We start from the raw sequence: 19,474 nt of genomic DNA on the forward strand, positions 1-19,474 counted from the left end.
GCCGAGTGTGCTGTATGGACACACCAAGCGCGGCGGCGGAGACGAGCGAGCCGTCCGCCGAGTGGCAGGCCTATCGGGGCGCGCCGACCGGCACCGACATCGAGTGCGAGGGCTGGCGACAGGAAGCCGCGTTGCGCATGCTGAACAACAACCTCGACCCCGAGGTGGCAGAGGACCCCGAGAACCTCGTTGTCTACGGCGGCACCGGACGGGCCGCCCGGTCGTGGGACGCCTACGACGCCATCCTCGACGAACTCCGAACGCTTGCGGACGCCGAGACGCTGCTCGTGCAGTCCGGGAAACCGGTGGGGGTCTTCGAAACCCACGAGCGCGCGCCCAGCGTGCTCATCGCGAACTCGAACCTGGTCGGCAACTGGGCCGACTGGGAGCAGTTCCACGAACTGGAGGCCGAGGGCAAGATCATGTACGGCCAGATGACCGCGGGCTCGTGGGCGTACATCGGCACGCAGGGGATCATCCAGGGCACCTTCGAGACGCTGGCGGAGCTGGCCCGCGACCACTACCCCGACAACGACGGCCTCCGCGGGAAGATCGTCGCGACCGCCGGCCTCGGAGGGATGGGTGGCGCGCAGCCGCTGGCGGTCACGATGAACCACGGCGTCTGCATCGCCGCCGAGGTCGACGAGGCCCGCATCGACCGCCGCATCGAGACCGGCTACTGCATGGAGAGAACCGACGACCTCGGCGAGGCCATCGAGCGCGCGACAGCAGCCGCGGAGGCGGGCGACCCCTACAGCGTCGGCGTTCACGGCAACGCCGCGGACGTGCTGGAGGGGATGCTCGACCGCGACTTCGTGCCGGACGTGGTCACCGACCAGACGAGCGCGCACGACGAACTGGCGGGCTACTACCCGAGCGGGTACACCGTCGCGGACGCCGACGAGCTGCGGGAGGAGGACCCCGACGCGTACCGCGAGGCGTCGATGGACACGATGGCGCGCCACGTCGCCGCCGTCCTCGCGATGCAGGACGCGGGCGCGGTCGCCTTCGAGTACGGGAACAACATCCGTGGGCAGGTCGCCGCCCACCGCGGTGACGTGACGACAACCGCGGGGGAGTCCCACGACCCGTTCGACTTCCCGGGGTTCGTGCCGGCGTACATCCGGCCGCTGTTCTGCCGCGGGAAGGGGCCGTTCCGGTGGGTGGCGCTGTCCGGGAACCCCGCTGACATCCACCGCACTGACCGGGCCGTCACGGAGCTGTTCCCGGAGAAAGACGACCTGCACCGGTGGATCGACCTCGCGCAGGAACACGTCCAGTTCCAGGGGTTGCCCAGTCGGGTGTGCTGGCTTGGCTACTGCGCCGCGGACGACGGCCTCACCGAGCGCGCCCGGTTCGCGGTTCGGATCAACGAGCTCGTCGATAGCGGCGAGATCGAGGCCCCGATCGTCGTCACCCGCGACCACCTCGACGCCGGCAGCGTCGCCAGCCCCAACCGCGAAACCGAGGCCATGCGGGACGGCACGGACGCCGTCGCCGACTGGCCGATCCTGAACGCACTCCTCAACACGGCGGCGGGCGCCGACATCGTCAGCGTCCACAACGGCGGCGGTGTGGGGATCGGAAACTCACTGCACACCAACAACCACGTGGTGCTCGACGGCTCGGACGCCGCCGCCGAGACGGCGCGGCGGGTGTTCACCACCGACCCCGGGATGGGCGTGATCCGGCACGCCGACGCCGGCTACGCGGACGCGCTCGTGGAGGCGGACGCGTCCGGCGTCACCGTTCCGATGCGGGACGCGGAGCGTGAGCAGTGATGTTCCAGGACGCGACCGACTGGGCGCCCACGAGCACCGATCCCCGGGACGAGCAGTTCGGGGGCGTCGTCGAGCCGGTCCCGACACCCAGTGACGCCGACGACTACGACGCCGTCCTCGTCGGCGAGCCGTACGACGGCGCGGTGATCGGCCGTCGGGGGGCGCGCGACGGGCCGTCCGCGATCCGGGAGTCGCTGGCGGGCGTGAAAACCCACCATTTCGACGCGGGGGCCGTCTCCGGGGTGGCGGACCTCGGTGACGTCGTGCTCCCCGACGGCGACGTGGCCGACACACAGGCGGCGGTCCGCGAAGCCGCCGCCGAGGTCCACGAAACGGCGGCGCTGCCGGTGTTCGTCGGCGGCGACAACTCCCTGTCGTACGCGAACGTCGCGCCCCTCGTCGCGGCGGACAACGGCGCGGTTGGTGTCGTGAGCGTCGACGCGCACCTCGACTGCCGGGCGGTCGGTGACCGTGGCCCGACCAGCGGGACGCCGTACCGACAGCTGTTCGACGCCGGGCTGGACGCGCTCGCTGTCGTCGGCGGGCGCCACTTCGAAACCACCACCGTGTACGCCGAGTTCCTTCGCGAGCAGGGCGGCCGCATCGTCACGAGCGACGCCGTCGCCGCTGACCGCGACGGCAGCCTGGACGTCGCGCGCGAGGCCCTCGACGGCGTGGATCACGTCTACGTGAGCGTGGACATCGACGTGCTCGACGCCGCCTACCCGGGTGCGAGCGCGCCGACACCGGGCGGCATCCAGCCCCGGGAGCTGTTCGCGCTGGTGGAGGCGTTGGCCGCCAGCGACGACCGCATCCGCGGGTTCGAACTCGTCGAAACGGCACCCACCCTCGACACCGGCGGGCGGACCGTCGACGCCGCCGCACGGACGATCGCGCATTTCCTCGCGGGGGCGCAATGAGCAGCCTCGACGCGGTCGTGCACGGCGCGCGCGAGTTGGTCGTCGGCCCCGCTGCGGGTGGGAGCACGCTCGAAACGCACGCCGACGGCGCGGTTGCGGTCGTCGACGGCGCGGTCGCCGCGGTCGGGGACACCGCGGACGTGCTCGCGGCGTACCCCGCCGAGAACGCCACCACGGCGATCGACGCCACCGGGAAGACCGTGCTCCCTGGGTTCGTTGACCCGCACACGCACGCCCTGTTCGCGGGCGACCGCAGCGACGAGTTCGCCGCGAAGCTCCGCGGCAAGCCCTACCAGGAGATCCTCGCCGAGGGCGGTGGCATCCTCCGGACGGTTGACGCCGTGCGCGCGGCCAGCGACGCCGCCCTGGTGGCGAACCTCACCGCGCAACTCGACGTGATGCTCGCCCACGGCACCACGACCGCCGAGGTGAAGACCGGCTACGGGCTGGACACGGAGACGGAGTGTCGCATGCTCGACGCCATCGCGGCCGCCGCCGCCGAGCACCCCGTCGACGTGGTGACCACGTTCCTCGGCGCGCACGCCGTGCCCGACGACACCGACGCCGACGCCTACGTCGACGCGGTGATCGCCGACCAGCTCCCGGCGGCCGCCAACGGCCCTGCGAGGTTCTGCGACGTGTTCTGTGAGGCGGACGTGTTCACCGTCGAGCAGTCCCGCCGGATCCTCGATGCCGGCCGCGAGCACGGACTCGCGCCGAAGCTTCACGCCGAGGAGTTCACCCGACTGGGGGGCGCGCAGCTCGCCGCCGACCTCGGGGCGACCAGCGCCGACCACCTCCTGCACGCCACGCCCGAGGACGCCGCCGCCCTCGCCGACGCCGGCGTGACGCCCGTGTTGCTCCCCGCGACGGCGTTCGTGCTGGACGAAGCGTACGCCGACCCACAGCAGTTCCTGGCGGCAGCCGACAACCGCACGGGCGCGCCGGTCGCGCTCGGCACAGACCTGAACCCGAACTGTTACACCCACAGCATGGGGTTCGTCGTATCCCTGGCGTGCAACGGGATGCGGATGGCGCCCGCGGACGCGGTGCTGGCCGCGACCGCGTGGGCCGCGAGCGCACTCGACCGCAGCCAGGACGGCACCGGCACGCTCCGGGAAGGCACCGACGGGGACGTGCTCGTCGTGGACGCCCCGAGCCACGTACACCTGCCGTACAACCCCGGTGTGAACAACGTCGAAGCCGTGCTGACGGACGGCACGGTCGCCGTCGGGGGTGGTGGGGCGTGACCACCGAGGGCGTCGTCATCGACGGCGAATCGCTGACCCCGGCAGGCGTCGACGCGGTTGCACGACACGACGCGCCCGTCAGCATCGCCGCCGGCGCGCGCGAGGCGGTGCGCGAGTCGCGAGCCCGCATCGCGGACGTGCTCGGCGGCGACGAAGCGGTCTACGGCGTGAACACCGGCTTCGGGTCCATGAGCGACACTCGCATCGACGCCGCCGACCGGGAAGCCCTACAGGCGAACCTCGTGCGTAGTCACGCCGCCGGTGCCGGCAGCGAGCTCGACACGGCGGCGGTGCGTGCGCTCCTGGTGACGCGGCTGAACGCGCTCGCGAAGGGGTATTCGGGCATCCGCGAGCGCGTCCTGGACGTGCTCGTGGGGCTGCTGAACGAGGGCGTCCATCCCGTGGTGCCGTCACGGGGCAGTCTCGGTGCGAGCGGCGACCTCGCGCCGCTGGCACACATGAGCCGCGTGCTCATCGGCGAGGGGCAGGCCGACGTGGCGGGCGAGCGCATGCCCGCCGCCGAGGCGCTCGCGGCGGCCGACCTGGAGCCGGTGACGCTGCAGGCCAAAGAGGGGCTCGCGCTGATCAACGGCACGCAACTGACCACCGGGGTGGCTGCGCTGGCGCTCGTGGACGCCGAGCGCGTGCTCCGCAGTGCGGACACCGCGGGCGCGCTCACGACGGAGGTGACGATGTCCACGACGGCGAGCTGTGCCCCCGCGATCCACGAGGTCCGCCCTCACGACGGGCAGGCGGTGAGCGCGCGACACATCAGGAACCTGACCGCCGGCAGCGAGGTTCTCGACCACCACCGGGACTGCGACCGCGTGCAGGACGCCTACTCGATTCGGTGCCTGCCACAGGTCCACGGGGCCGTTCGGGACGCGCTGGACCACCTCCGAGCGGCCGTGGCGACGGAGCTCAACAGCGCGACCGACAACCCACTGGTGTTCGCCGGCGACCGCGTGGGGCCGCGGGCCAGTGGCACCGACCGGGCGGCGGTCGTCTCCGGGGGGAACTTCCACGGCGAGGTGTTGGCGCTGCGCCTCGGGTACGCCGCCAGCGCGCTCGCCGAGCTCGCCGCGATCAGCGAGCGCCGCACCGACCGCCTGCTCAACCCCGAAACCCAGGAGCCACACCTGGAGCCGTTCCTCGCCCCGGACAGCGGGCTGCACTCGGGGCTGATGATCCCGCAGTACACGGCCGCGTCGCTGGTCAACGACCTGCGGTCGCTCGGCCAGCCAACACTCGACAACGCGTCGGTGTCGGGCGCACAGGAGGACCACGTGAGCATGAGCGCGGGGGCGGCGTACAACTTCCGGGAGGCCGTCGAGAAGGCCGCCACCGTGGTTGGCGTGGAGCTGCTGTGTGGCGCGCAAGGCCGGGAGTTCCTCGATCCGGATCTCGCGCTCGGTGCGGGCACAGCCGCGGCGTACGACCTCGTGCGCGAGGTGTCCGAGCCGGTCGCCGGCGACCGGGCGCTGGCTGATGACATGGCTGCTGTCGGCGATCTCGTCCGTGCAGGGCTGGTCGAGGACGCAGTTGCGCGTGCGCTCGACGCGCCCCTCGCGTAAGCCCGCGCCGTCGGCGATGGGCACGCAGTACACATCGCTAACACGGCACCACAAACCACACCTTACTGTGAAGGGGGAAGATTGACTATGTCCGCCGCACAACAGACATACGTTCACCGGTCAGCTTGCAGGTCCGGTGGACGTGCCTCTGACATCGGGTGGCCGCTGCCCACGGCCACTTTTGACCGACTTCACTGCCACGCGACGGCGACTCGACGACCCACCAGCGAGTGCGCCCCCGATACCGAGCGCTCGGCACCACGTACCCGCCCGGAGACCGCGCTGCCTATGTGCCAGCCACCCCAGGCCGTGGATATGCGCGTGGAGAACTCGTTTCTGCCGGCCGCCGGCGTCGGCGAGCGGACCGAACGCCGCCTCTGGCAACACGGCGTCACACACTGGACTGACTTCGACGGCGACGGCCCCGGCATCGGGGACGCCACCGCCGAGAACATCTACTCGTTCATCGACGCCGCCGAGCGCGCCCTCGACGCCGGCAACACGTCGTTTTTCGCCGACGCGCTGCCGTCGGGCGAGCTCTGGCGGCTCTACGAGAACGTCGCCGACGACGTCGCCTTCTTCGACATCGAAACCACCGGGCTCGACCAGCACAGCAGCGTCGTCACCACGGTCAGCGTCCACCGCGGCGGCGACACCACCACGCTCGTCCGCGGCAGCGACCTCACGGCCGAGCGCCTACAGGCCTTGCTCGACGCGCCCATGGTGGCGTCGTTCAACGGCAAACGCTTCGACGCCCCGTTCCTCGAGCACCACTTCGATCTCTCACTGGACAGCCCCCACCTGGACCTGATGTATCCGTGCCGACGCCTGGATCTCACCGGCGGGCTGAAGCAGGTCGAACGCGACCTCGGGGTCGACCGTGCGGAGGTCGACGACGTTGACGGTCGGGAGGCGGTCCGGCTGTGGCGTCGCTACGCCGAAGACAACGATGAAGCCGCGCTCGACCGCCTGGTGACGTACAACCAGTACGACACGCAGAACCTCCAGGCGATCCTCGATGCGGTGGCCGAACGCCTCCACCGGGACGTGTTCGAACCGCACGTCTGACCCGACACGACGGCGCACGCAAGCAACAGCGTATCAAGCCAAGGGTGGGATTTGAACCCACGAACTCTCGATTACAAATCGAGTGCTTGGACCACCCAAGCTCCCTTGGCGCACCCGGATGTTACGGGTCATCCTTTGAGTGGGTATCGTTTTCGACTGACTGCTCGAAGGTCACCCGGTGGGGGGCGTAGCCGCGGCGTTCGTACAGCCGGCGGGCGGCCGCGTTGTCCGCGAGCGCTTCGATTGCCAGCGCGTCCGCGCCCCGTGATCGGAGTTCGCGCTCGGCGTGCGTGAGCAGCGCCGACCCGCGGCCGTCGCCCCGGAACCCGGGCGCAACGTAGAGGTTGTCGATGACGCCACGGGTGCGGTCGGTCTCGTAGAACCCGGTTTCGGTGTGAAACATCACGAACCCGACCGTGCGTCCGGCCTGGGTCGTGACAGCGACACCGTCGGCGTGGACGTACTGCCCGATCAGGTCGCGGGCTTGGGCGTGGTTTTCGGCGGCCAGCAGGTGCGAGCCGTGGGCGCGTTGCTCGGCGGCCAGTTGGACCCATAGCTCCGCGACGGTGTCGATGTCCGTGCCGCTGGCGGGCCGCACCGTCATCGCAGCGCCGCCACCGCGGGCAGGTCGGCGTCGGTCAGGAGGTTGATCGCGGCACCGCCGCCCGTGCTCACGTGGTCGAAGCCGGTGATGTCGAAGCGCCGGATCGCGGCCGCGGTGTCGCCGCCACCCACGATGCTGTGCTCGACTTCCGACGCCGCGTCGAAGACGCCACGCGTCCCGTCGGCGAACAGGTCGTCCTCGAAGACGCCGGCCGGCCCGTTTACCACGACGGTTTCGGAGTCCGCCAGCACGTCGGCGTACGCGTCGACGGTGTCACTGCCGATGTCACAGACGGCTTCGTCGCCGGCCGGGGGCAGGGCGTCGGTGGAGAGTTCACACCGCGCGCCGTCGCGCTCGACGGCCACGTCAACGGGCAGGTGGAGGGCGTCGTTGTGCGCCGCGAGCAGGTCGGCCGCGCGCGCGATCTCCGTCCCGTAGTCGCGCTCGTGGATGAAGTCGGTCGACGCCCGGCCGAGATCGACACCGGTGGCCGCCAGGAAGACGTTCGCCACCACGCCGGTCACGAGTACGTTGTCGGCGAGCCCGTGGGAGAGGGCGTGGGCCGCGACTTCCACGGAGTCCGGCACTTTCGCGCCACCGACGACGTACGTGCGTGGCGTTGGCGTGTCGGCGACGCCGCTGAGTGCGTCCAGTTCGGCCTCCATCACGCGCCCCGCGTAGGACGGGAGGACTTCCGGGAACCCGACCAGGGAGGGTTGTGAGCGGTGGGCGGCGGCGAACGCGTCGTTCACGTACGCGTCCAGCGCCGGCGCGAGGCCATCGACGAGCGCGGTGTCGGCCGCGCGCTCGGGGGCGAACGTCATGTACTCCTCGCTGTAGAAGCGGGTGTTCTCAAGCACGACCGCCTCGCCGGGTGCGAGGTCGGCGACGGCGTCGCGTGCCCCCGTGGAGAACGTCGCGTCGCAGTAGGAGACGGGCGCATCGAGGAGCGCGTCGAGGCGGTCGGCATGGCGTTCGAGGCGCGCGAACTCGTCGCCGCCCGGTCGGCCCTGGTGGGCGAGCACGGCGACGCGCGCGTCCGCAGCCAGCAGTTCGGCGAGCGTGTCGACGTGCGCGCGCAGGCGGGCGTCGTCGGCCAGCCCGCCGGCGGCCGTCAGCGGGCTGTTGATGTCGACGCGCACCCCGATCGCGCGGTTGGCCGCCGCCAGGTCGTCGAGGGTCCGTATCGCCATGTATCGGAGCCACTGCGTGTGCCTGTAAATGCGTTTCCGTACGGACAGCCGCCCCGAACGGCAGTACTCGGGACCGAGTAAAGGTGCGTGCAGGCGGCTCGTTCACAACGACCGACATTCCGTACACAGCAGCCGGCCGTTGACGCGTCCGAGCGCCGCCGCGAGCCCGCCACAGCGCTCACAGACGCCCTGCTCGGAGTACGTGTTCGCCCCCGCCGTCGTGGGGTCGCCGTCACGTGATCCGGGAGGATCGCCCGGTGCGCCGCCGGACGCACCGACCGGTGTCCGATCGGGGCCGCCGAGTGGCGGCCTGGAACCGCGGCGCTGGTCGTTGGTCGCCGCCAGCGCCGCGATCGCTTGGGCCGACGCGACACCGATCGCCTCCGCGTCGGCGTCCACGACGAGCACGCACCCGTCCCCGGTGCGCGCCATGGCGTCGATGGCGTCCGCAACCGTCGCGTCCACCGACAGCGACACCGGCGTGTCCGCCATCACGTCGGCGACGGTCACCGAATCCAGCCCGTGGCCGTCGGCGACGGCGTCAACGACTGCGTCGGCGGTGAACACGCCCGCCAGGTCGCCCGCGCGTTGCACCACCGCAGCCGTGGCGTCGTGCTCGCGAAGCGTGGTGGCGGCGTCGGGCACCGCCGCGGACGCGCTGACAGTCACGCGCGATGCTGACAGTGCCTCTTCGAGGCGCACATCGTTCATACGTCGGTATAGCAGACCACGGTAGTAAAAGCCATGCACGGACCGCGGTGGTGGACCCAGGGCCACCGCCATGACAGCGGTGGGCGTACAGCCCGCAAAACGCTGCATTCAACACGCCTCGCCGCCGTTCGCTGTGTCAATGACCATCCCGTCGTTCGCGATCGGCATCGCCGGAGGCACGGGTGCCGGCAAAACCACGGTCGCCCGCGAGATCACCGACAACGTGGGCGAGTCGGCGACGCTGATTCCGCTGGACAACTACTACGAGGACCTCTCGGACCGCCCCTTCGAGGAGCGCGCGAACGCCAACTACGACCACCCGTCGGCGTTCGAGTGGGAGCTGCTTCGCACACACATCGACGCCTTGCTGTCCGGGCAGTCGATCGAGATGCCCCAGTACGACTTCGAGAGACACGTCCGGAAGGCCGACCGGGTTGTTGTCGAACCCACGGACGTGATCGTGCTGGAGGGGATTCTGGCGCTCTCCGACGAGACGGTCAACGACATGCTTGATCTCCACATCTACGTGGAGACGGACGCCGACGTTCGCATCCTGCGCCGCATCGAGCGCGACGTCGTCGAGCGCGGCCGCGAACTGGAAGGCGTGATGGACCAGTATCTCTCGACGGTGAAGCCGATGCACGAGCAGTTCATCGAACCGACGAAACGACACGCCGACATCATCATTCCGGAGGGCGCAAACTCGGTCGCGGTGAACCTGCTCGAAGAGAAAGTGCAGGCCGAAACCTCCGAGATGGCGGCGTGGGCCGCCCGCGACGACACCGCCTTCGAAGACGCCACCTACAATCCACAGTAGCACCCCAGCGGCTGTGGTGGGGCCGGCCGGCCCGTGTGGCCCAGCGCGTGGCGACCGTTAGGCGTCGGGGTGGTAATCGAGGAAGTCGGCGTCCTGGAGCGCAGCACCGACGGTCTTGTGGAATCCGACTTTCGTCTCGAACTCGTCGGCGTCGATGTGCTCGAAGATGTCCGCCACCGACACGACCGTCTGGTGGTTGAGCCGAACCGGGTATTCACCGTACTCCGCGACGAACTCGGCGGCGTCCAGTGGGAAGTCTTCGCCCTCCACGGTCATCTTCGAGAGCACCGCCAGCCCGTACTTGCGGCCGCCCTCGCTGCCGTGCTCGCCGTCCGGGTCGTGGACCCAGTCCCGCCCCGAGGGGTCTTCCATCTCTGCCATACTCCCTTGGTCCGCCGCTGGCCTCAAAACGGTTTCTCAATCCGGCCGCTGGTCGCGGTCCCCCACCCCAAGTCTCAAGTGTTAGTCGGCGAAATCCCAGGCCGGATTGAACAGGACCGCTCGGTCGACAGTCCGTTCCCAGTAGCGGTCGGGGCGCGACTGTGCGGCCGGCTCGCCGGCCGTGGGCGGCACGCGATCCGACTCGGCCGGGGTCAAGCGAGTGGCTCGGGCTGGGACGGGCGAGGAGCACGTCGTGTTGTCGGTGGTGCCGTAACTGCCCACGAAAGACGTCGAGAAGCGGTGAGGCTGGGATTCGAACCCAGGAGGCGTGACGCCACCGGTTTTCAAGACCGGCGCAATAGGCCGCTCTGCCACCTCACCGCACACGACGCGATTGAACGGGGGGAGGGTTGAAACTGTCGTTGTCCGGCGAGCCCGGGGTCGGCTCTCCCACCCACCCCGTATTTCGAGTGTTTTGCGGTGCGGACACCCCACCCACCCCCTCCCCCACCCCGATCTGCAAATGTTCGACTGTGTGCTCCGGGGGCCACCCCCCAACGGTGGCAGGGATCGGTGACACCGTGCCATCGGTTTGCACTGCCGCGGTCCGAGTCGTGACAAAACACCCGAAACAGCCGAAACACGAGAACCAAAGTGTTATGAAACGGTGGGTAGAAACTCTCGGCAAGCGATGAAGACGCCGTTCCGGGACCGCGTCGAGCTGTTCGCCAACAAGGATGTCCTCAAGGACCACTACGAGCCCGAGGAGATCCGCGAACGCGACGAGGAGATCGACCAGTACGCCAACGCCCTCCAGGATGTCGTCGACGGCTGGGAGCCTGATAACGTCTTCGTCTACGGGAAAACCGGCGTCGGGAAAACCGCGGTCACGCGGTACATGATGGACGCCCTGGAGTACGAGGCCGACGACCGGGACGGCGTCGACAGCGTCACCAGCGTCGAAGTGAACTGCCACCACCATCCGTCGTCGTATCAGGCAGCGATCGCACTCGTGAACGAGCTGCGTGGGGATACCGACAGTGACCCACTCACAACCGGGCTGTCCACCTCCGACGTGCTGAACGCGCTGTTCGACGAGATCGAAGCCCGCGAGGGCACCGTGTTGATCGTGCTCGACGAGATCGACAACCTCGACGACGACGACATGCTGTTGTACCAGCTCCCGCGCGCGAAGACCAACGGCAACATCGAGGACTCACAGGTCGCCGTCGTCGGCATCTCCAACGATTACACGTTCCGCAACGACCTCTCGCCGAAAGTCCAGGACACGCTCTGTGAGCGGGAGATCAAGTTCCCGCCCTACGACGCCAACGAGTTGGTCACGATCCTCGACGACCGCGCCGAGCGTGCGCTCAGCAGCGGCGTGCTCACGGGCGGCGTGATCCCGCAGTGCGCGGCGCTTGCGGCCCGGGACCGGGGGAGTGCACGCCAGGCCATCGACCTGCTCCGCGAGTCGGTGAACGTGGCCATCGAGGACGAACGCGAGACGGTCACCGAGGACGACGTCGAGACGGCAGTTCGGCGCGTGGAGCGGGGTCGCATCAAGGACTCGATCAAGGACCTGACGACCCACGGGCAGTACGTTCTGTTGGCGGTGACACAGACCGCGATCGCGGACGACACCCCAGTGCGTGCCAAGGAGCTGTACGAGGTGTACGCCGACATCGCCGCGGAGTACGCCTCCGACCCGCTCAGTCAGCGCAGCGTTCACGATCACCTCAACGACCTGTCGATGTTGGGGTTCCTGCGCCAGCACGACCGCAACTACGGGCGCGGCGGCGGCCAGTTCTTCGAGTACGAGTTGGACGTCGACGCCACGATGGTCCAGGAGGCCATCGCGGACGCCGACGACGCGACCGTGTAGACCCCGGGCTGTGCTCTGGAGAAACACTCGAAATCCGGGGTGGGGGTGTTCGCCCGCACCGTGTCACTTGCTGTCATCCTGCAGCAGTCCCCACACCCCACCCCACCCAATCAGCACGCCCAACATTCGAAATCCGGGGTGGGGGGGCTACGTTCGGCGCAGCGCCGGCAGCCCGGACTCGTCAGCCGCCACCCGAAGCCCGAGTGATTCGATGATCGCGGTGGTGTGGGCGGGCACCAGCCGCCCCGACGCGTGGCGCGCCCGGATCGCGGCCACCAGTGTCTGCAGCGCTCTTGCGGACCCGATGCGTCGCCGCCCCGGGAGGAAGTCCACGTCGTAGCCGGCGTCGACGGCGCGCGCGTTCACGTTCTCGACGGCCGGCGCTTCCAGGGCGCGCTTGAAGTCCACGGGCTCGGTGAATCCCGCGAAGTACACGTCACCGCCGTCCGCCGGCCCGAGCACGACCTCGCTGCGGCGGAGCTTCATCGTCGCGCTGTCGATGTCCTTCCGGAGCAGCGTCGGCGCGTCCGGCTCGATCACGGCAACCGACTGCGCGCCGCCGTTCTCCAGGAGGTGTGTCACCGTGTTGCCGACCCGCGCCGACCGCGACGATCCGACTTGCACTTCCACGCGCGCGGCTTCATGCTGGTCGCCGTCCAGGGCGTCTTCGACGAGCGCGCGCACCTCCGATTCGGCGTCGCCGTCGGGCACCGCGTCGGGCAGCTGGTCGTCGGGGCGGTAGTTCACGAGCAACTCGCTGTTGCTCTCCGCGACCGCGTGCAGGATGTCGGCCACCATCGCCTCGTAGAGGCGGGTGGCCTCACTGGGCGAGAGTGGCGTTTCGTCGGGCAGCGTGGGCAACACCAGGCCATCACGTGGCGGGTCAACCAGTACGGCGGCGACAGGCATAGTATGGCGTGGGTGCTGGCGTGGCTTGAACGACGCGGTCCGGGGTCGACCGGGGCGGCTAAGACGCGGGGCGACACAGCACGCAGTAATGGTGACCGCTGCGGGTGTGTTCGCGCGGGGAACAGTGCTTGTGATCAGCGCCGTGGTCGGCGGCGCACTGGTGGCCGCGGCGACGACCGTCTCGACATCGGTCGCGGCGCTGGTGGCGCTGGTGGTCGCCGCCGCCACCGTCGCCGGCGTGGTCGGCGTGGGTGTGATGGGGACCACCACGACAACCCCGTACTGGTAGCCGGACGGGTGGCCTACCGCGACCGCCGGCCTTTCGTCTGGCGGTAGTCGGTGTCCTTGAACGACAGGAAGAAGTCGATCCACGCGTCGGTCTGTGCGTCCGACTGCTCGCGGGGATGGATCATCGGGACCAGTTCGAACCCGCGCCCGCGGACCGTGTCGCCGTGCAACTCGGTGACAGCCAGGCTGTCCGCCGGGGTGGTGGTGTACTCCTTGCCGAGCTCGGTGAGCGCGCGCTGGCCGACGGGCACCAGCACCTCGGGGTTGATCATCCGGATGTCGGCGTTGAGGTACGGCTCGCATCGCGTGCGTTCGTCGGCGGTGGCTTCCCGGTCGGGGTGGCGACACCGCGACAGCAGGGTCACGTACGCGTTCGCGAGCTCCGGCTCAGTGCTCGACGGGAGCGAGTGGTTCAGGCCGACGCTGCCGAGGATGTGTTGGAAGCGCTCGCCGGCGTCGTCGCCGACAAGCGGCACGCCCGCGGCCTCGCTTGCGGCGCTCGGTGACTCCGCGACGAACACGAAGTCAGCGCCCACGTCGCCGTAGCCGTGCACGACGCGCTCGCGCTGGTCACAGAGGCCGGGGCAGTTCCGGCAGTCCTCGTCCATCCCGTAGGGATTCCGGCGGGTCTCCTGTGCGGCGTCCATTCGTCCGGCAGTCGGTGCGCCGCCCGGAAAGCAACTTCGCTGGCGAACGCCCCGCGAGTACAGTGGCGCTCGGCCGGTGAGCACACGGCCGGTGTGAACTCTGCCACAGTCGGCCAGCACACGACTCGTGTGTCACGCCGGTATTCCTTTGCACGACTGGGGTGAACACCCGTCTATGGAGAATCCGCGTGCGATCGGTCTTCCCGCATTGGTCCTCGGCGTGCTGACCGTGGGGTCATCCGCCAGCGAGCTTCTCGGGGCGTCGGCCGCGTGGACAAGCCCCGGCGGGGTTGGCAACATCGCCGGTCTGATCGGCGGGCTGGCGTTGACGCTGATCGGGGTCGCTGTGCTTCAACAGTGGGGCGAGTTCGCGATCGATTGAGCGAACACGCGCCAGCAGCGACTGGTAGGCGCGCTCACTCGTTGCGCGGACTGCTCGGGTGGTAGTCGGTGTCGTACTGGCCGGGGTGGCCGTCCAGCCGGTCGGGGTTGATGCGGCCGCCCAGCAGCATGAAATCCAGGATCGTGCAGTACAGCATCGCTTCGACGACCGGCACCGCACGCGGCGGCAGCGAGGGGTCGTGGCGGCCAGTCACGGTGACCGCCTTCTCCTCGCCGGTCTCCCAGTCGACGGTCGCCTGGGTTTTCGGGATCGACGTCGGCGCGTGCCAGGACGCCTCGCCGTAGATCGGTTCGCCGGTCGTGATGCCGCCCTGGAGGCCGCCGTGGTCGTTGCCCGCGGGGATCGGGTCGCCCTCGTCGGCGACGACGTGGTCCTCGTCGCCGTCGGCGACCGTCCAGTCCTCGTTGCGCTGCTTGCCCGCCACCGAGCGGGCGTCCCGCCCGAGGCCGAACTCCACGCTGGTCGTCGCGGGGATCGCGAACAGCGCCTGCCCGAGGCGCGCGGGCACGCTGTCGAAGCGCGGCGCACCCAGCCCTCGCGGGACACCCCTCGCCTCGAAGTAGATCGACCCGCCGATGGAGTCGCCGCGCTCCTGGTAGTCGTCGATCAGCGCCCGCATCCGTTCAGCGGTCTCGGGGTCCGCACACCGCACCTCGTTGTCCTCGCTGTGTTCGCGGATGTCCTCGAAGGACACGTCCGGCGCTTCGATCTCCCCGATCTGGTTGACGTGGGCTTTCACCCGCACGTCGTGGTCAGACTGCGCCAGCACAGCCTTCGCCACTGCGCCCGCCGCCACCCAGTTGACGGTCTCGCGGGCGGACGACCGGCCGCCGCCGCCCCAGTTGCGCGTCCCGAACTTCGCGGAGTACGTGTAGTCGCCGTGGGAGGGGCGGGGTGCGGTCACGAACGGTTCGTACTTGCCGGACTCGGCGTCCTTGTTCTCGATGGTCATCCCGATGGGCGTGCCGGTGGTGGCGCCGTCCTGGAGCCCGGACTGGATCGAAACCTCGTCGGGCTCCCCGCGGGAGGTCGTGATCATCGACTGCCCGGGCTTCCGGCGGTCGAGTTCGTCCTGGATCATCCGTTCGTCGAGTGCCACGCCAGCCGGACACCCCGACACCACGACGCCCATCCCCGGACCGTGGCTCTCGCCGTAGGTCGTCACTTCGAACAGCCGCCCGAACCGGTTGCCGTTCATTGGCTGAACATACGCGCCGAGGGGCTTATGACTTGCAGTCACCGCCCCTCTAGCCCGCCCACCGCACCCGCCACGACTAAGTAACGCGCTGGCCTGCACTGTGACGGATCACGATGGACCTCCGAACTGGGCTCTCCTACGGGGACGCGCTCTTGGTGCCACAGCGGTCGTCGGTCGACAGCCGCAGCGACGTCGACCTCTCCACCCGGGTGACCGCGGACGTGGAACTCGGCGCGCCGCTGTTGGCCGCGCCGATGGACTCGGTGACCGAGGCACAGACGGCGATCGCGCTGTCGGCCGCCGGCGGACTCGGGACGATTCACCGCTTTCTCAGCATCGACGAACAGGCCAGCCAGGTCGAAACGGTGGTTGAGGCCGGCGAGCGCGCCGGTGCTGCGGTCGGCATCAACGAGTCGTTTCTCGAACGCACCGACGCTGTCGTGGCTGCCGGCGCGGACGTCGTGATGGTGGATGTCGCACACGGACACATGGAGGTCTGTCTGAACGCGGTGGCCGACATCGCGTCGGCGTTCCCGGACGTTCCGCTGGTCGCCGGCAACGTCGCCACGCCGGAGGGCGTCCGCGATCTCTACGCCGCGGGCGCGGACGGCGTGAAGGTCGGCATCGGGCCGGGCAGCCACTGCACCACGCGGAAGGTGGCTGGCGCTGGCGTCCCGCAGCTCACGGCGGTCGACGACTGCGCCGACGCCGCCGCCGACCTCGGCATTCCGATCATCGCGGACGGCGGCATCCGGTCGTCGGGCGACGCCGCGAAGGCGCTGATGGCGGGCGCTGACACCGTCATGATGGGGTCGTTCTTCGCGGGGACCGACGAGGCTCCGGGCCGCGTCGTGCGGGTCGACGGCGCGCGCTACAAGGAGTCCCGCGGGATGGCGTCGACGGACGCCAACGACGCCCGGACGGACAAGGACATCGAGATTTCGGCCGACGAGGGCGTCGCCGGCCTGAGTCAGTACCGCGGCGCGCTCGCCGACGCCGTCGCCGAGTTCCTCGCCGGCGTGCGCTCGGGTGTGAGCTACTGCGGCGGCCACACGATTCCGGCGGCCCGCGAGCAGGCGGAGTTCATTCAGGTCGCGGCGAGCGCCGCTGAACGCGAGGGTGCCCACGGCATCGCCGGCGTCGAAGAGCTCGTTCGGAGCGAGACTGCCGACGGCAACTGACGCAGCGGTGTGGGTCCGGGGGCCGCCGAGCGCGTCGACGAACAGCACACCGACGTTCGCGGGACCGGTGTGTCAGCCGTCCGCGTCCGCGCCGAGCCCCGCCAACACCTCGAAGAAGTCGGGGAAGGAGACGTCGACGTGCTCGCTGCCCGCGATGGTGGTCTCGCCGTCGGCGACGAGCCCGGCGACGGCGAGCGCCATCACGAGCCGGTGGTCGCCGCGGCCGTCGACGCTCGCCCCCGAGAGTTCGGTGTCGCCGCCGTGGACGACCAGTTCGTCCGGTCGCTCCTCAACGCTCGCGCCCAGCTTCGACAGGGATTCGGCCATCGCCGCCACGCGGTCGGTCTCCTTGTACCGGACGTGCTCGGCGTCCGTGATGCGCGTCGTGCCGTCCGCGGCGGCACCCAACACCGCAATCGTCGGCAGGAGGTCCGGCGTGTCCGCGACGCCGACCTCGACGCCGGACAGCTCGGACCGCTGTACCGTGATCACGCCCGACTCAGTGTCCCAGTCGATGTCGGCACCCATGCGGTCGAGCACGTCGACGATGGCGGCGTCGCCTTGCGCGCTCGGGTGCATCCCTTCCACCACGACCGCCGCTCCGTCCGCGGCGGCGAGCGCGCCCGCGGCCAGGAGGTACGACGCCGACGAGAAGTCCCCGGGGACGGCGTACTCGGCGCCCGACGGGGCGTAGGCCTGCCCGCCTGGCACGCGGTAGCCGGCGGCCGTCTCGCTCGCGCTGACGCCGAACGCGTCCAGCACGTCCAGCGTGATGTCGACGTACGGCGCGGACTTCAGTTCGGTCGTCAGGTCGGTTTCGATGCCGGTCTCGGTCACGGCCCCCGCCATCAGCAGCGCGGTGACGAACTGCGAGGAGACGTCACCGGGCAGCGCCACGCTGCCGCCGGAAACCGGGCCGTCAACGACGAGCGGTGCCTGGCCGTTCCCGCGCGTCGAGCGCGCCGTCCCGCCGAGCCCCGAGAGCGTGTCCAGCAGCGGCCCGTGTGGGCGAGCGCGCAGCGAGGCGTCCCCGGTCAGGACGGTTGTGCCGTCGGCGAGCGCGGCCGCCGCCGTCACGAGTCGCATCGTCGTCCCCGAGTTCGCGCAGTCGATGACGGCGTCCGGGACTGCGGGCCGGCTCCCGAACCCGGTCACGACCCAGTCGCCGTTCTCGCGTGTCGCCGCCCCGCCCAGCAGCCCAACGGCGCGCGCCGTCGCGCGGGTGTCCGCGCTCACCAGCGGGTCGCGGACGACCGTCTCCCCGTCCGCGTACCCCGCCGCGAGCAGCGCGCGGTGTGTGTAACTCTTTGATGGCGGCGCGCGCGCCCGCCCCCGTACCCGGGACGGCGAGACTGTCGCGTGCATACCGGCGAGGAGGGCGGCCCACGGCATGAGGATTCCGGCGCCGGCACCGCCGTCGCGGCAGAGGGCGGGCGGCGGTTCCGGAGGCGGTAGCGTTTAGGCGTCGCCCCGAACAGTTCCGGGCATGGACCCCGACTTCTCGCAACTCGACGAGTTCCTTGAGGACAGCGGCGTCGACGGCTACGCCTTCCACGACGACGACAGCAACTCCGACCTCTACTACCTCGCGGGCTTCGACGCACCGGACCCCTTCTTCGCCGTGTACACGCCCGCGCAGACCGGCGTGCTCGTCTCCCCGTTGGAGTACGGTCGCGCGAGCAAGGCGGCCCGCGCGGATGTCGTCGCCCGCCACTCGGACTACGACCTCCAGGCGAAACGAGAGGAGTACGGCCCGCGGGCGGCCAAAGAGCGCGTACTCGCCGAGTTCGTCGCGGACCTCGGTTGTGAGTCGCTGGCGGTCGGCGAGCGCTTCCCGGTGGGCACCGCGGACGCGCTCCGCGACCACGAGATCACCGTGGAACCGGACGAGGACAACGTCGTCGAGGACATCCGCGCGACGAAAACCGAGGCGGAAATCGAGCACGTCCGCGAGGCACAGCGCGCGAACGAGGCGGCGATGGCGCGCGCCGAGGAACTCATCCGGGGCGCCGACCGCGAGGACGGCGTCCTCGTGCGTGACGACGGTCAGCCCCTGACCAGCGAGTACGTCCGCCAGGAGATCGAGATCGAGCTGCTGCGCCACGGCTGTGCGCTCGACGACACCATCGTGGCTGGCGGCGCGCAGGCCGCCGACGCCCACGAGCGCGGCAGCGGCCCGCTGCCCGCCGACGACCCTGTCGTCGTCGACATCTTCCCGCGGAGCAAGGACTCGAAGTACCACAGCGACATGACGCGGACGTTCGCCAACGGCGACCCGAGCGACGCCCACCGGGAGCGCTACGCGGTCACCCGGGAAGCCTTCGAGGCTGCGCTGGACGCCATCGAACCGGGCGTCACCGGCGAGGCGGTCAATCAGGCGGTCATCGACGTCTTCGACGACCACGGCTACCCGAACGTCTTCGCTGACCCCGACACCGAGTCCGGGTTCATCCACTCCACGGGCCACGGCGTCGGTCTCGACGTCCACGAGATGCCCGCCGTCTCTCAGGGCGGCGACGAACTCCACGCGGGCAACGTCATCACCATCGAGCCCGGCCTCTACGAGCCCGGCGAGGGCGGCGTCCGCATCGAGGACATCGTCGTCGTCACCGAGGACGGCTACGAGAACCTCACCGACTACGAGATCGCGCTGACCGACTGACA

General features: G+C 70.0%; 20 protein-coding genes and 2 tRNA genes. 11 read left to right on the forward strand and 11 right to left on the reverse strand.

Going from position 1 to position 19,474, the window contains the following annotated elements:
* The first annotated feature begins 14 nt into the window (after positions 1 to 14).
* From hutU to APQ99_RS08435, 5 genes are all read left to right on the forward strand, one after another.
* Entirely contained in the window at positions 15 to 1,781 is a 1,767-nt protein-coding gene (gene hutU, locus APQ99_RS08415) for a urocanate hydratase (RefSeq protein WP_136361426.1), read from the forward strand.
* Positions 1,781 to 2,701 (forward strand): formimidoylglutamase, encoded by a 921-nt coding sequence (gene hutG / locus APQ99_RS08420; RefSeq protein WP_136361427.1) that lies wholly within the window; start codon positions 1,781 to 1,783, stop codon positions 2,699 to 2,701. The genes hutU and hutG overlap by 1 nt, the downstream gene beginning before the upstream one ends.
* Positions 2,698 to 3,951 carry an imidazolonepropionase gene (gene hutI, locus APQ99_RS08425; protein WP_136361428.1) on the forward strand — a complete coding sequence of 418 codons (1,254 nt, stop codon included), beginning with the start codon at positions 2,698 to 2,700 and terminating at the stop codon, positions 3,949 to 3,951. Before hutG ends, hutI begins: the two co-directional genes overlap by 4 nt.
* A complete protein-coding gene (hutH, locus tag APQ99_RS08430) occupies positions 3,948 to 5,525 on the forward strand; it encodes a histidine ammonia-lyase (RefSeq protein ID WP_136361429.1) in 1,578 nt (525 codons plus the stop codon). Before hutI ends, hutH begins: the two co-directional genes overlap by 4 nt.
* A gap of 315 nt (positions 5,526 to 5,840) precedes the next feature.
* Positions 5,841 to 6,593: a ribonuclease H-like domain-containing protein gene (locus APQ99_RS08435; protein WP_012289293.1), complete on the forward strand. Its 753-nt coding sequence runs from the start codon at positions 5,841 to 5,843 to the stop codon at positions 6,591 to 6,593.
* 36 nt (positions 6,594 to 6,629) lie between these two features.
* Here APQ99_RS08435 and APQ99_RS08440 read toward each other — a convergent pair.
* The 4 genes from APQ99_RS08440 to APQ99_RS08455 form a co-directional block, all read right to left on the reverse strand.
* A tRNA-Thr gene (locus tag APQ99_RS08440) sits at positions 6,630 to 6,703 on the reverse strand.
* A gap of 11 nt (positions 6,704 to 6,714) precedes the next feature.
* Positions 6,715 to 7,197, reverse strand: coding sequence for a GNAT family N-acetyltransferase (locus tag APQ99_RS08445; RefSeq protein ID WP_136361430.1), 483 nt, complete (start codon positions 7,195 to 7,197; stop codon positions 6,715 to 6,717).
* The gene (locus tag APQ99_RS08450) at positions 7,194 to 8,390 is read right to left on the reverse strand and encodes a phosphoglycerate kinase (protein ID WP_136361431.1); all 1,197 of its coding nucleotides are present in this window, start codon (positions 8,388 to 8,390) and stop codon (positions 7,194 to 7,196) included. Before APQ99_RS08450 ends, APQ99_RS08445 begins: the two co-directional genes overlap by 4 nt.
* Positions 8,391 to 8,492: 102 nt before the next feature.
* Complete coding sequence (locus tag APQ99_RS08455) at positions 8,493 to 9,101, reverse strand: CBS domain-containing protein (RefSeq protein ID WP_244288989.1); 609 nt, start codon at positions 9,099 to 9,101, stop codon at positions 8,493 to 8,495.
* Positions 9,102 to 9,240: 139 nt separating this feature from the next.
* Here APQ99_RS08455 and udk point away from each other — a divergent pair, with 139 nt between their 5' ends.
* Complete coding sequence (gene udk / locus APQ99_RS08460; RefSeq protein ID WP_136361433.1) at positions 9,241 to 9,918, forward strand: uridine kinase; 678 nt, start codon at positions 9,241 to 9,243, stop codon at positions 9,916 to 9,918.
* A 57-nt stretch (positions 9,919 to 9,975) separates the two neighbouring features.
* Here the strand turns inward: udk and APQ99_RS08465 are convergent, their stop codons facing one another.
* The 3 genes from APQ99_RS08465 to APQ99_RS08470 all read right to left on the reverse strand — a co-directional run bounded on the left by APQ99_RS08465 (position 9,976) and on the right by APQ99_RS08470 (position 10,680).
* Positions 9,976 to 10,299 carry a DUF5785 family protein gene (locus APQ99_RS08465; protein ID WP_010902883.1) on the reverse strand — a complete coding sequence of 108 codons (324 nt, stop codon included), beginning with the start codon at positions 10,297 to 10,299 and terminating at the stop codon, positions 9,976 to 9,978.
* A gap of 81 nt (positions 10,300 to 10,380) precedes the next feature.
* On the reverse strand, positions 10,381 to 10,515 hold the full coding sequence (locus tag APQ99_RS12945) for a hypothetical protein (RefSeq protein WP_274546369.1): 135 nt from the start codon (positions 10,513 to 10,515) through the stop codon (positions 10,381 to 10,383).
* An 82-nt stretch (positions 10,516 to 10,597) separates the two neighbouring features.
* Positions 10,598 to 10,680 (reverse strand) — tRNA-Ser (locus tag APQ99_RS08470).
* A 310-nt stretch (positions 10,681 to 10,990) separates the two neighbouring features.
* Between APQ99_RS08470 and orc8 the strand changes: the two genes are divergently transcribed.
* Positions 10,991 to 12,184, forward strand: coding sequence for a DNA replication protein Orc8 (gene orc8 / locus APQ99_RS08475; RefSeq protein ID WP_010902884.1), 1,194 nt, complete (start codon positions 10,991 to 10,993; stop codon positions 12,182 to 12,184).
* 147 nt (positions 12,185 to 12,331) lie between these two features.
* Here the strand turns inward: orc8 and APQ99_RS08480 are convergent, their stop codons facing one another.
* Positions 12,332 to 13,093: a DUF2064 domain-containing protein gene (locus APQ99_RS08480; RefSeq protein ID WP_136361434.1), complete on the reverse strand. Its 762-nt coding sequence runs from the start codon at positions 13,091 to 13,093 to the stop codon at positions 12,332 to 12,334.
* A gap of 88 nt (positions 13,094 to 13,181) precedes the next feature.
* Between APQ99_RS08480 and APQ99_RS08485 the strand changes: the two genes are divergently transcribed.
* Positions 13,182 to 13,382, forward strand: a complete 201-nt coding sequence (locus APQ99_RS08485) for a hypothetical protein (RefSeq protein WP_136361435.1) — start codon at positions 13,182 to 13,184, stop codon at positions 13,380 to 13,382.
* 13 nt (positions 13,383 to 13,395) lie between these two features.
* Here APQ99_RS08485 and APQ99_RS08490 read toward each other — a convergent pair whose 3' ends face one another.
* A complete protein-coding gene (locus APQ99_RS08490) occupies positions 13,396 to 14,028 on the reverse strand; it encodes a uracil-DNA glycosylase (protein WP_136361436.1) in 633 nt (210 codons plus the stop codon).
* Between the two features lie 175 nt (positions 14,029 to 14,203).
* On the opposite strand from APQ99_RS08490, the gene APQ99_RS08495 reads away from it, so the two are divergent.
* Entirely contained in the window at positions 14,204 to 14,410 is a 207-nt protein-coding gene (locus APQ99_RS08495; protein ID WP_010902888.1) for a hypothetical protein, read from the forward strand.
* Positions 14,411 to 14,444: 34 nt separating this feature from the next.
* Here the strand turns inward: APQ99_RS08495 and aroC are convergent, their stop codons facing one another.
* A complete protein-coding gene (aroC, locus tag APQ99_RS08500; RefSeq protein WP_136361437.1) occupies positions 14,445 to 15,629 on the reverse strand; it encodes a chorismate synthase in 1,185 nt (394 codons plus the stop codon).
* 113 nt (positions 15,630 to 15,742) lie between these two features.
* Between aroC and APQ99_RS08505 the strand changes: the two genes are divergently transcribed.
* Positions 15,743 to 16,810: a guanosine monophosphate reductase gene (locus APQ99_RS08505; protein ID WP_136361438.1), complete on the forward strand. Its 1,068-nt coding sequence runs from the start codon at positions 15,743 to 15,745 to the stop codon at positions 16,808 to 16,810.
* 72 nt (positions 16,811 to 16,882) lie between these two features.
* Here the strand turns inward: APQ99_RS08505 and aroA are convergent, their stop codons facing one another.
* A complete protein-coding gene (gene aroA, locus APQ99_RS08510; protein WP_136361439.1) occupies positions 16,883 to 18,175 on the reverse strand; it encodes a 3-phosphoshikimate 1-carboxyvinyltransferase in 1,293 nt (430 codons plus the stop codon).
* 121 nt (positions 18,176 to 18,296) lie between these two features.
* Here aroA and APQ99_RS08515 point away from each other — a divergent pair, with 121 nt between their 5' ends.
* Positions 18,297 to 19,472: a M24 family metallopeptidase gene (locus APQ99_RS08515; RefSeq protein ID WP_136361440.1), complete on the forward strand. Its 1,176-nt coding sequence runs from the start codon at positions 18,297 to 18,299 to the stop codon at positions 19,470 to 19,472.
* Positions 19,473 to 19,474: the final 2 nt, after the last annotated feature.

It is taken from the genome of Halobacterium salinarum DSM 3754 (assembly GCF_008124605.1).
GTDB classification, from domain to species: Archaea; Halobacteriota; Halobacteria; order Halobacteriales; family Halobacteriaceae; genus Halobacterium; species Halobacterium salinarum.

Bases quoted from the DNA above. Each gene is read 5' to 3' on its own strand.
- hutU (WP_136361426.1), top strand. From the start codon at position 15: ATGGACACACCAAGCGCGGCGGCGGAGACGAGCGAGCCGTCCGCCGAG.
- hutG (WP_136361427.1), top strand. From the start codon at position 1,781: ATGTTCCAGGACGCGACCGACTGGGCGCCCACGAGCACCGATCCCCGG.
- hutI (WP_136361428.1), top strand. From the start codon at position 2,698: ATGAGCAGCCTCGACGCGGTCGTGCACGGCGCGCGCGAGTTGGTCGTC.
- APQ99_RS08435 (WP_012289293.1), top strand. From the start codon at position 5,841: ATGCGCGTGGAGAACTCGTTTCTGCCGGCCGCCGGCGTCGGCGAGCGG.
- APQ99_RS08445 (WP_136361430.1), bottom strand. From the start codon at position 7,197: ATGACGGTGCGGCCCGCCAGCGGCACGGACATCGACACCGTCGCGGAG.
- APQ99_RS08450 (WP_136361431.1), bottom strand. From the start codon at position 8,390: ATGGCGATACGGACCCTCGACGACCTGGCGGCGGCCAACCGCGCGATC.
- APQ99_RS08455 (WP_244288989.1), bottom strand. From the start codon at position 9,101: ATGAACGATGTGCGCCTCGAAGAGGCACTGTCAGCATCGCGCGTGACT.
- udk (WP_136361433.1), top strand. From the start codon at position 9,241: ATGACCATCCCGTCGTTCGCGATCGGCATCGCCGGAGGCACGGGTGCC.
- APQ99_RS08465 (WP_010902883.1), bottom strand. From the start codon at position 10,299: ATGGCAGAGATGGAAGACCCCTCGGGGCGGGACTGGGTCCACGACCCG.
- orc8 (WP_010902884.1), top strand. From the start codon at position 10,991: ATGAAGACGCCGTTCCGGGACCGCGTCGAGCTGTTCGCCAACAAGGAT.
- APQ99_RS08480 (WP_136361434.1), bottom strand. From the start codon at position 13,093: ATGCCTGTCGCCGCCGTACTGGTTGACCCGCCACGTGATGGCCTGGTG.
- APQ99_RS08485 (WP_136361435.1), top strand. From the start codon at position 13,182: ATGGTGACCGCTGCGGGTGTGTTCGCGCGGGGAACAGTGCTTGTGATC.
- APQ99_RS08490 (WP_136361436.1), bottom strand. From the start codon at position 14,028: ATGGACGCCGCACAGGAGACCCGCCGGAATCCCTACGGGATGGACGAG.
- APQ99_RS08495 (WP_010902888.1), top strand. From the start codon at position 14,204: ATGGAGAATCCGCGTGCGATCGGTCTTCCCGCATTGGTCCTCGGCGTG.
- aroC (WP_136361437.1), bottom strand. From the start codon at position 15,629: ATGAACGGCAACCGGTTCGGGCGGCTGTTCGAAGTGACGACCTACGGC.
- APQ99_RS08505 (WP_136361438.1), top strand. From the start codon at position 15,743: ATGGACCTCCGAACTGGGCTCTCCTACGGGGACGCGCTCTTGGTGCCA.
- aroA (WP_136361439.1), bottom strand. From the start codon at position 18,175: ATGCACGCGACAGTCTCGCCGTCCCGGGTACGGGGGCGGGCGCGCGCG.
- APQ99_RS08515 (WP_136361440.1), top strand. From the start codon at position 18,297: ATGGACCCCGACTTCTCGCAACTCGACGAGTTCCTTGAGGACAGCGGC.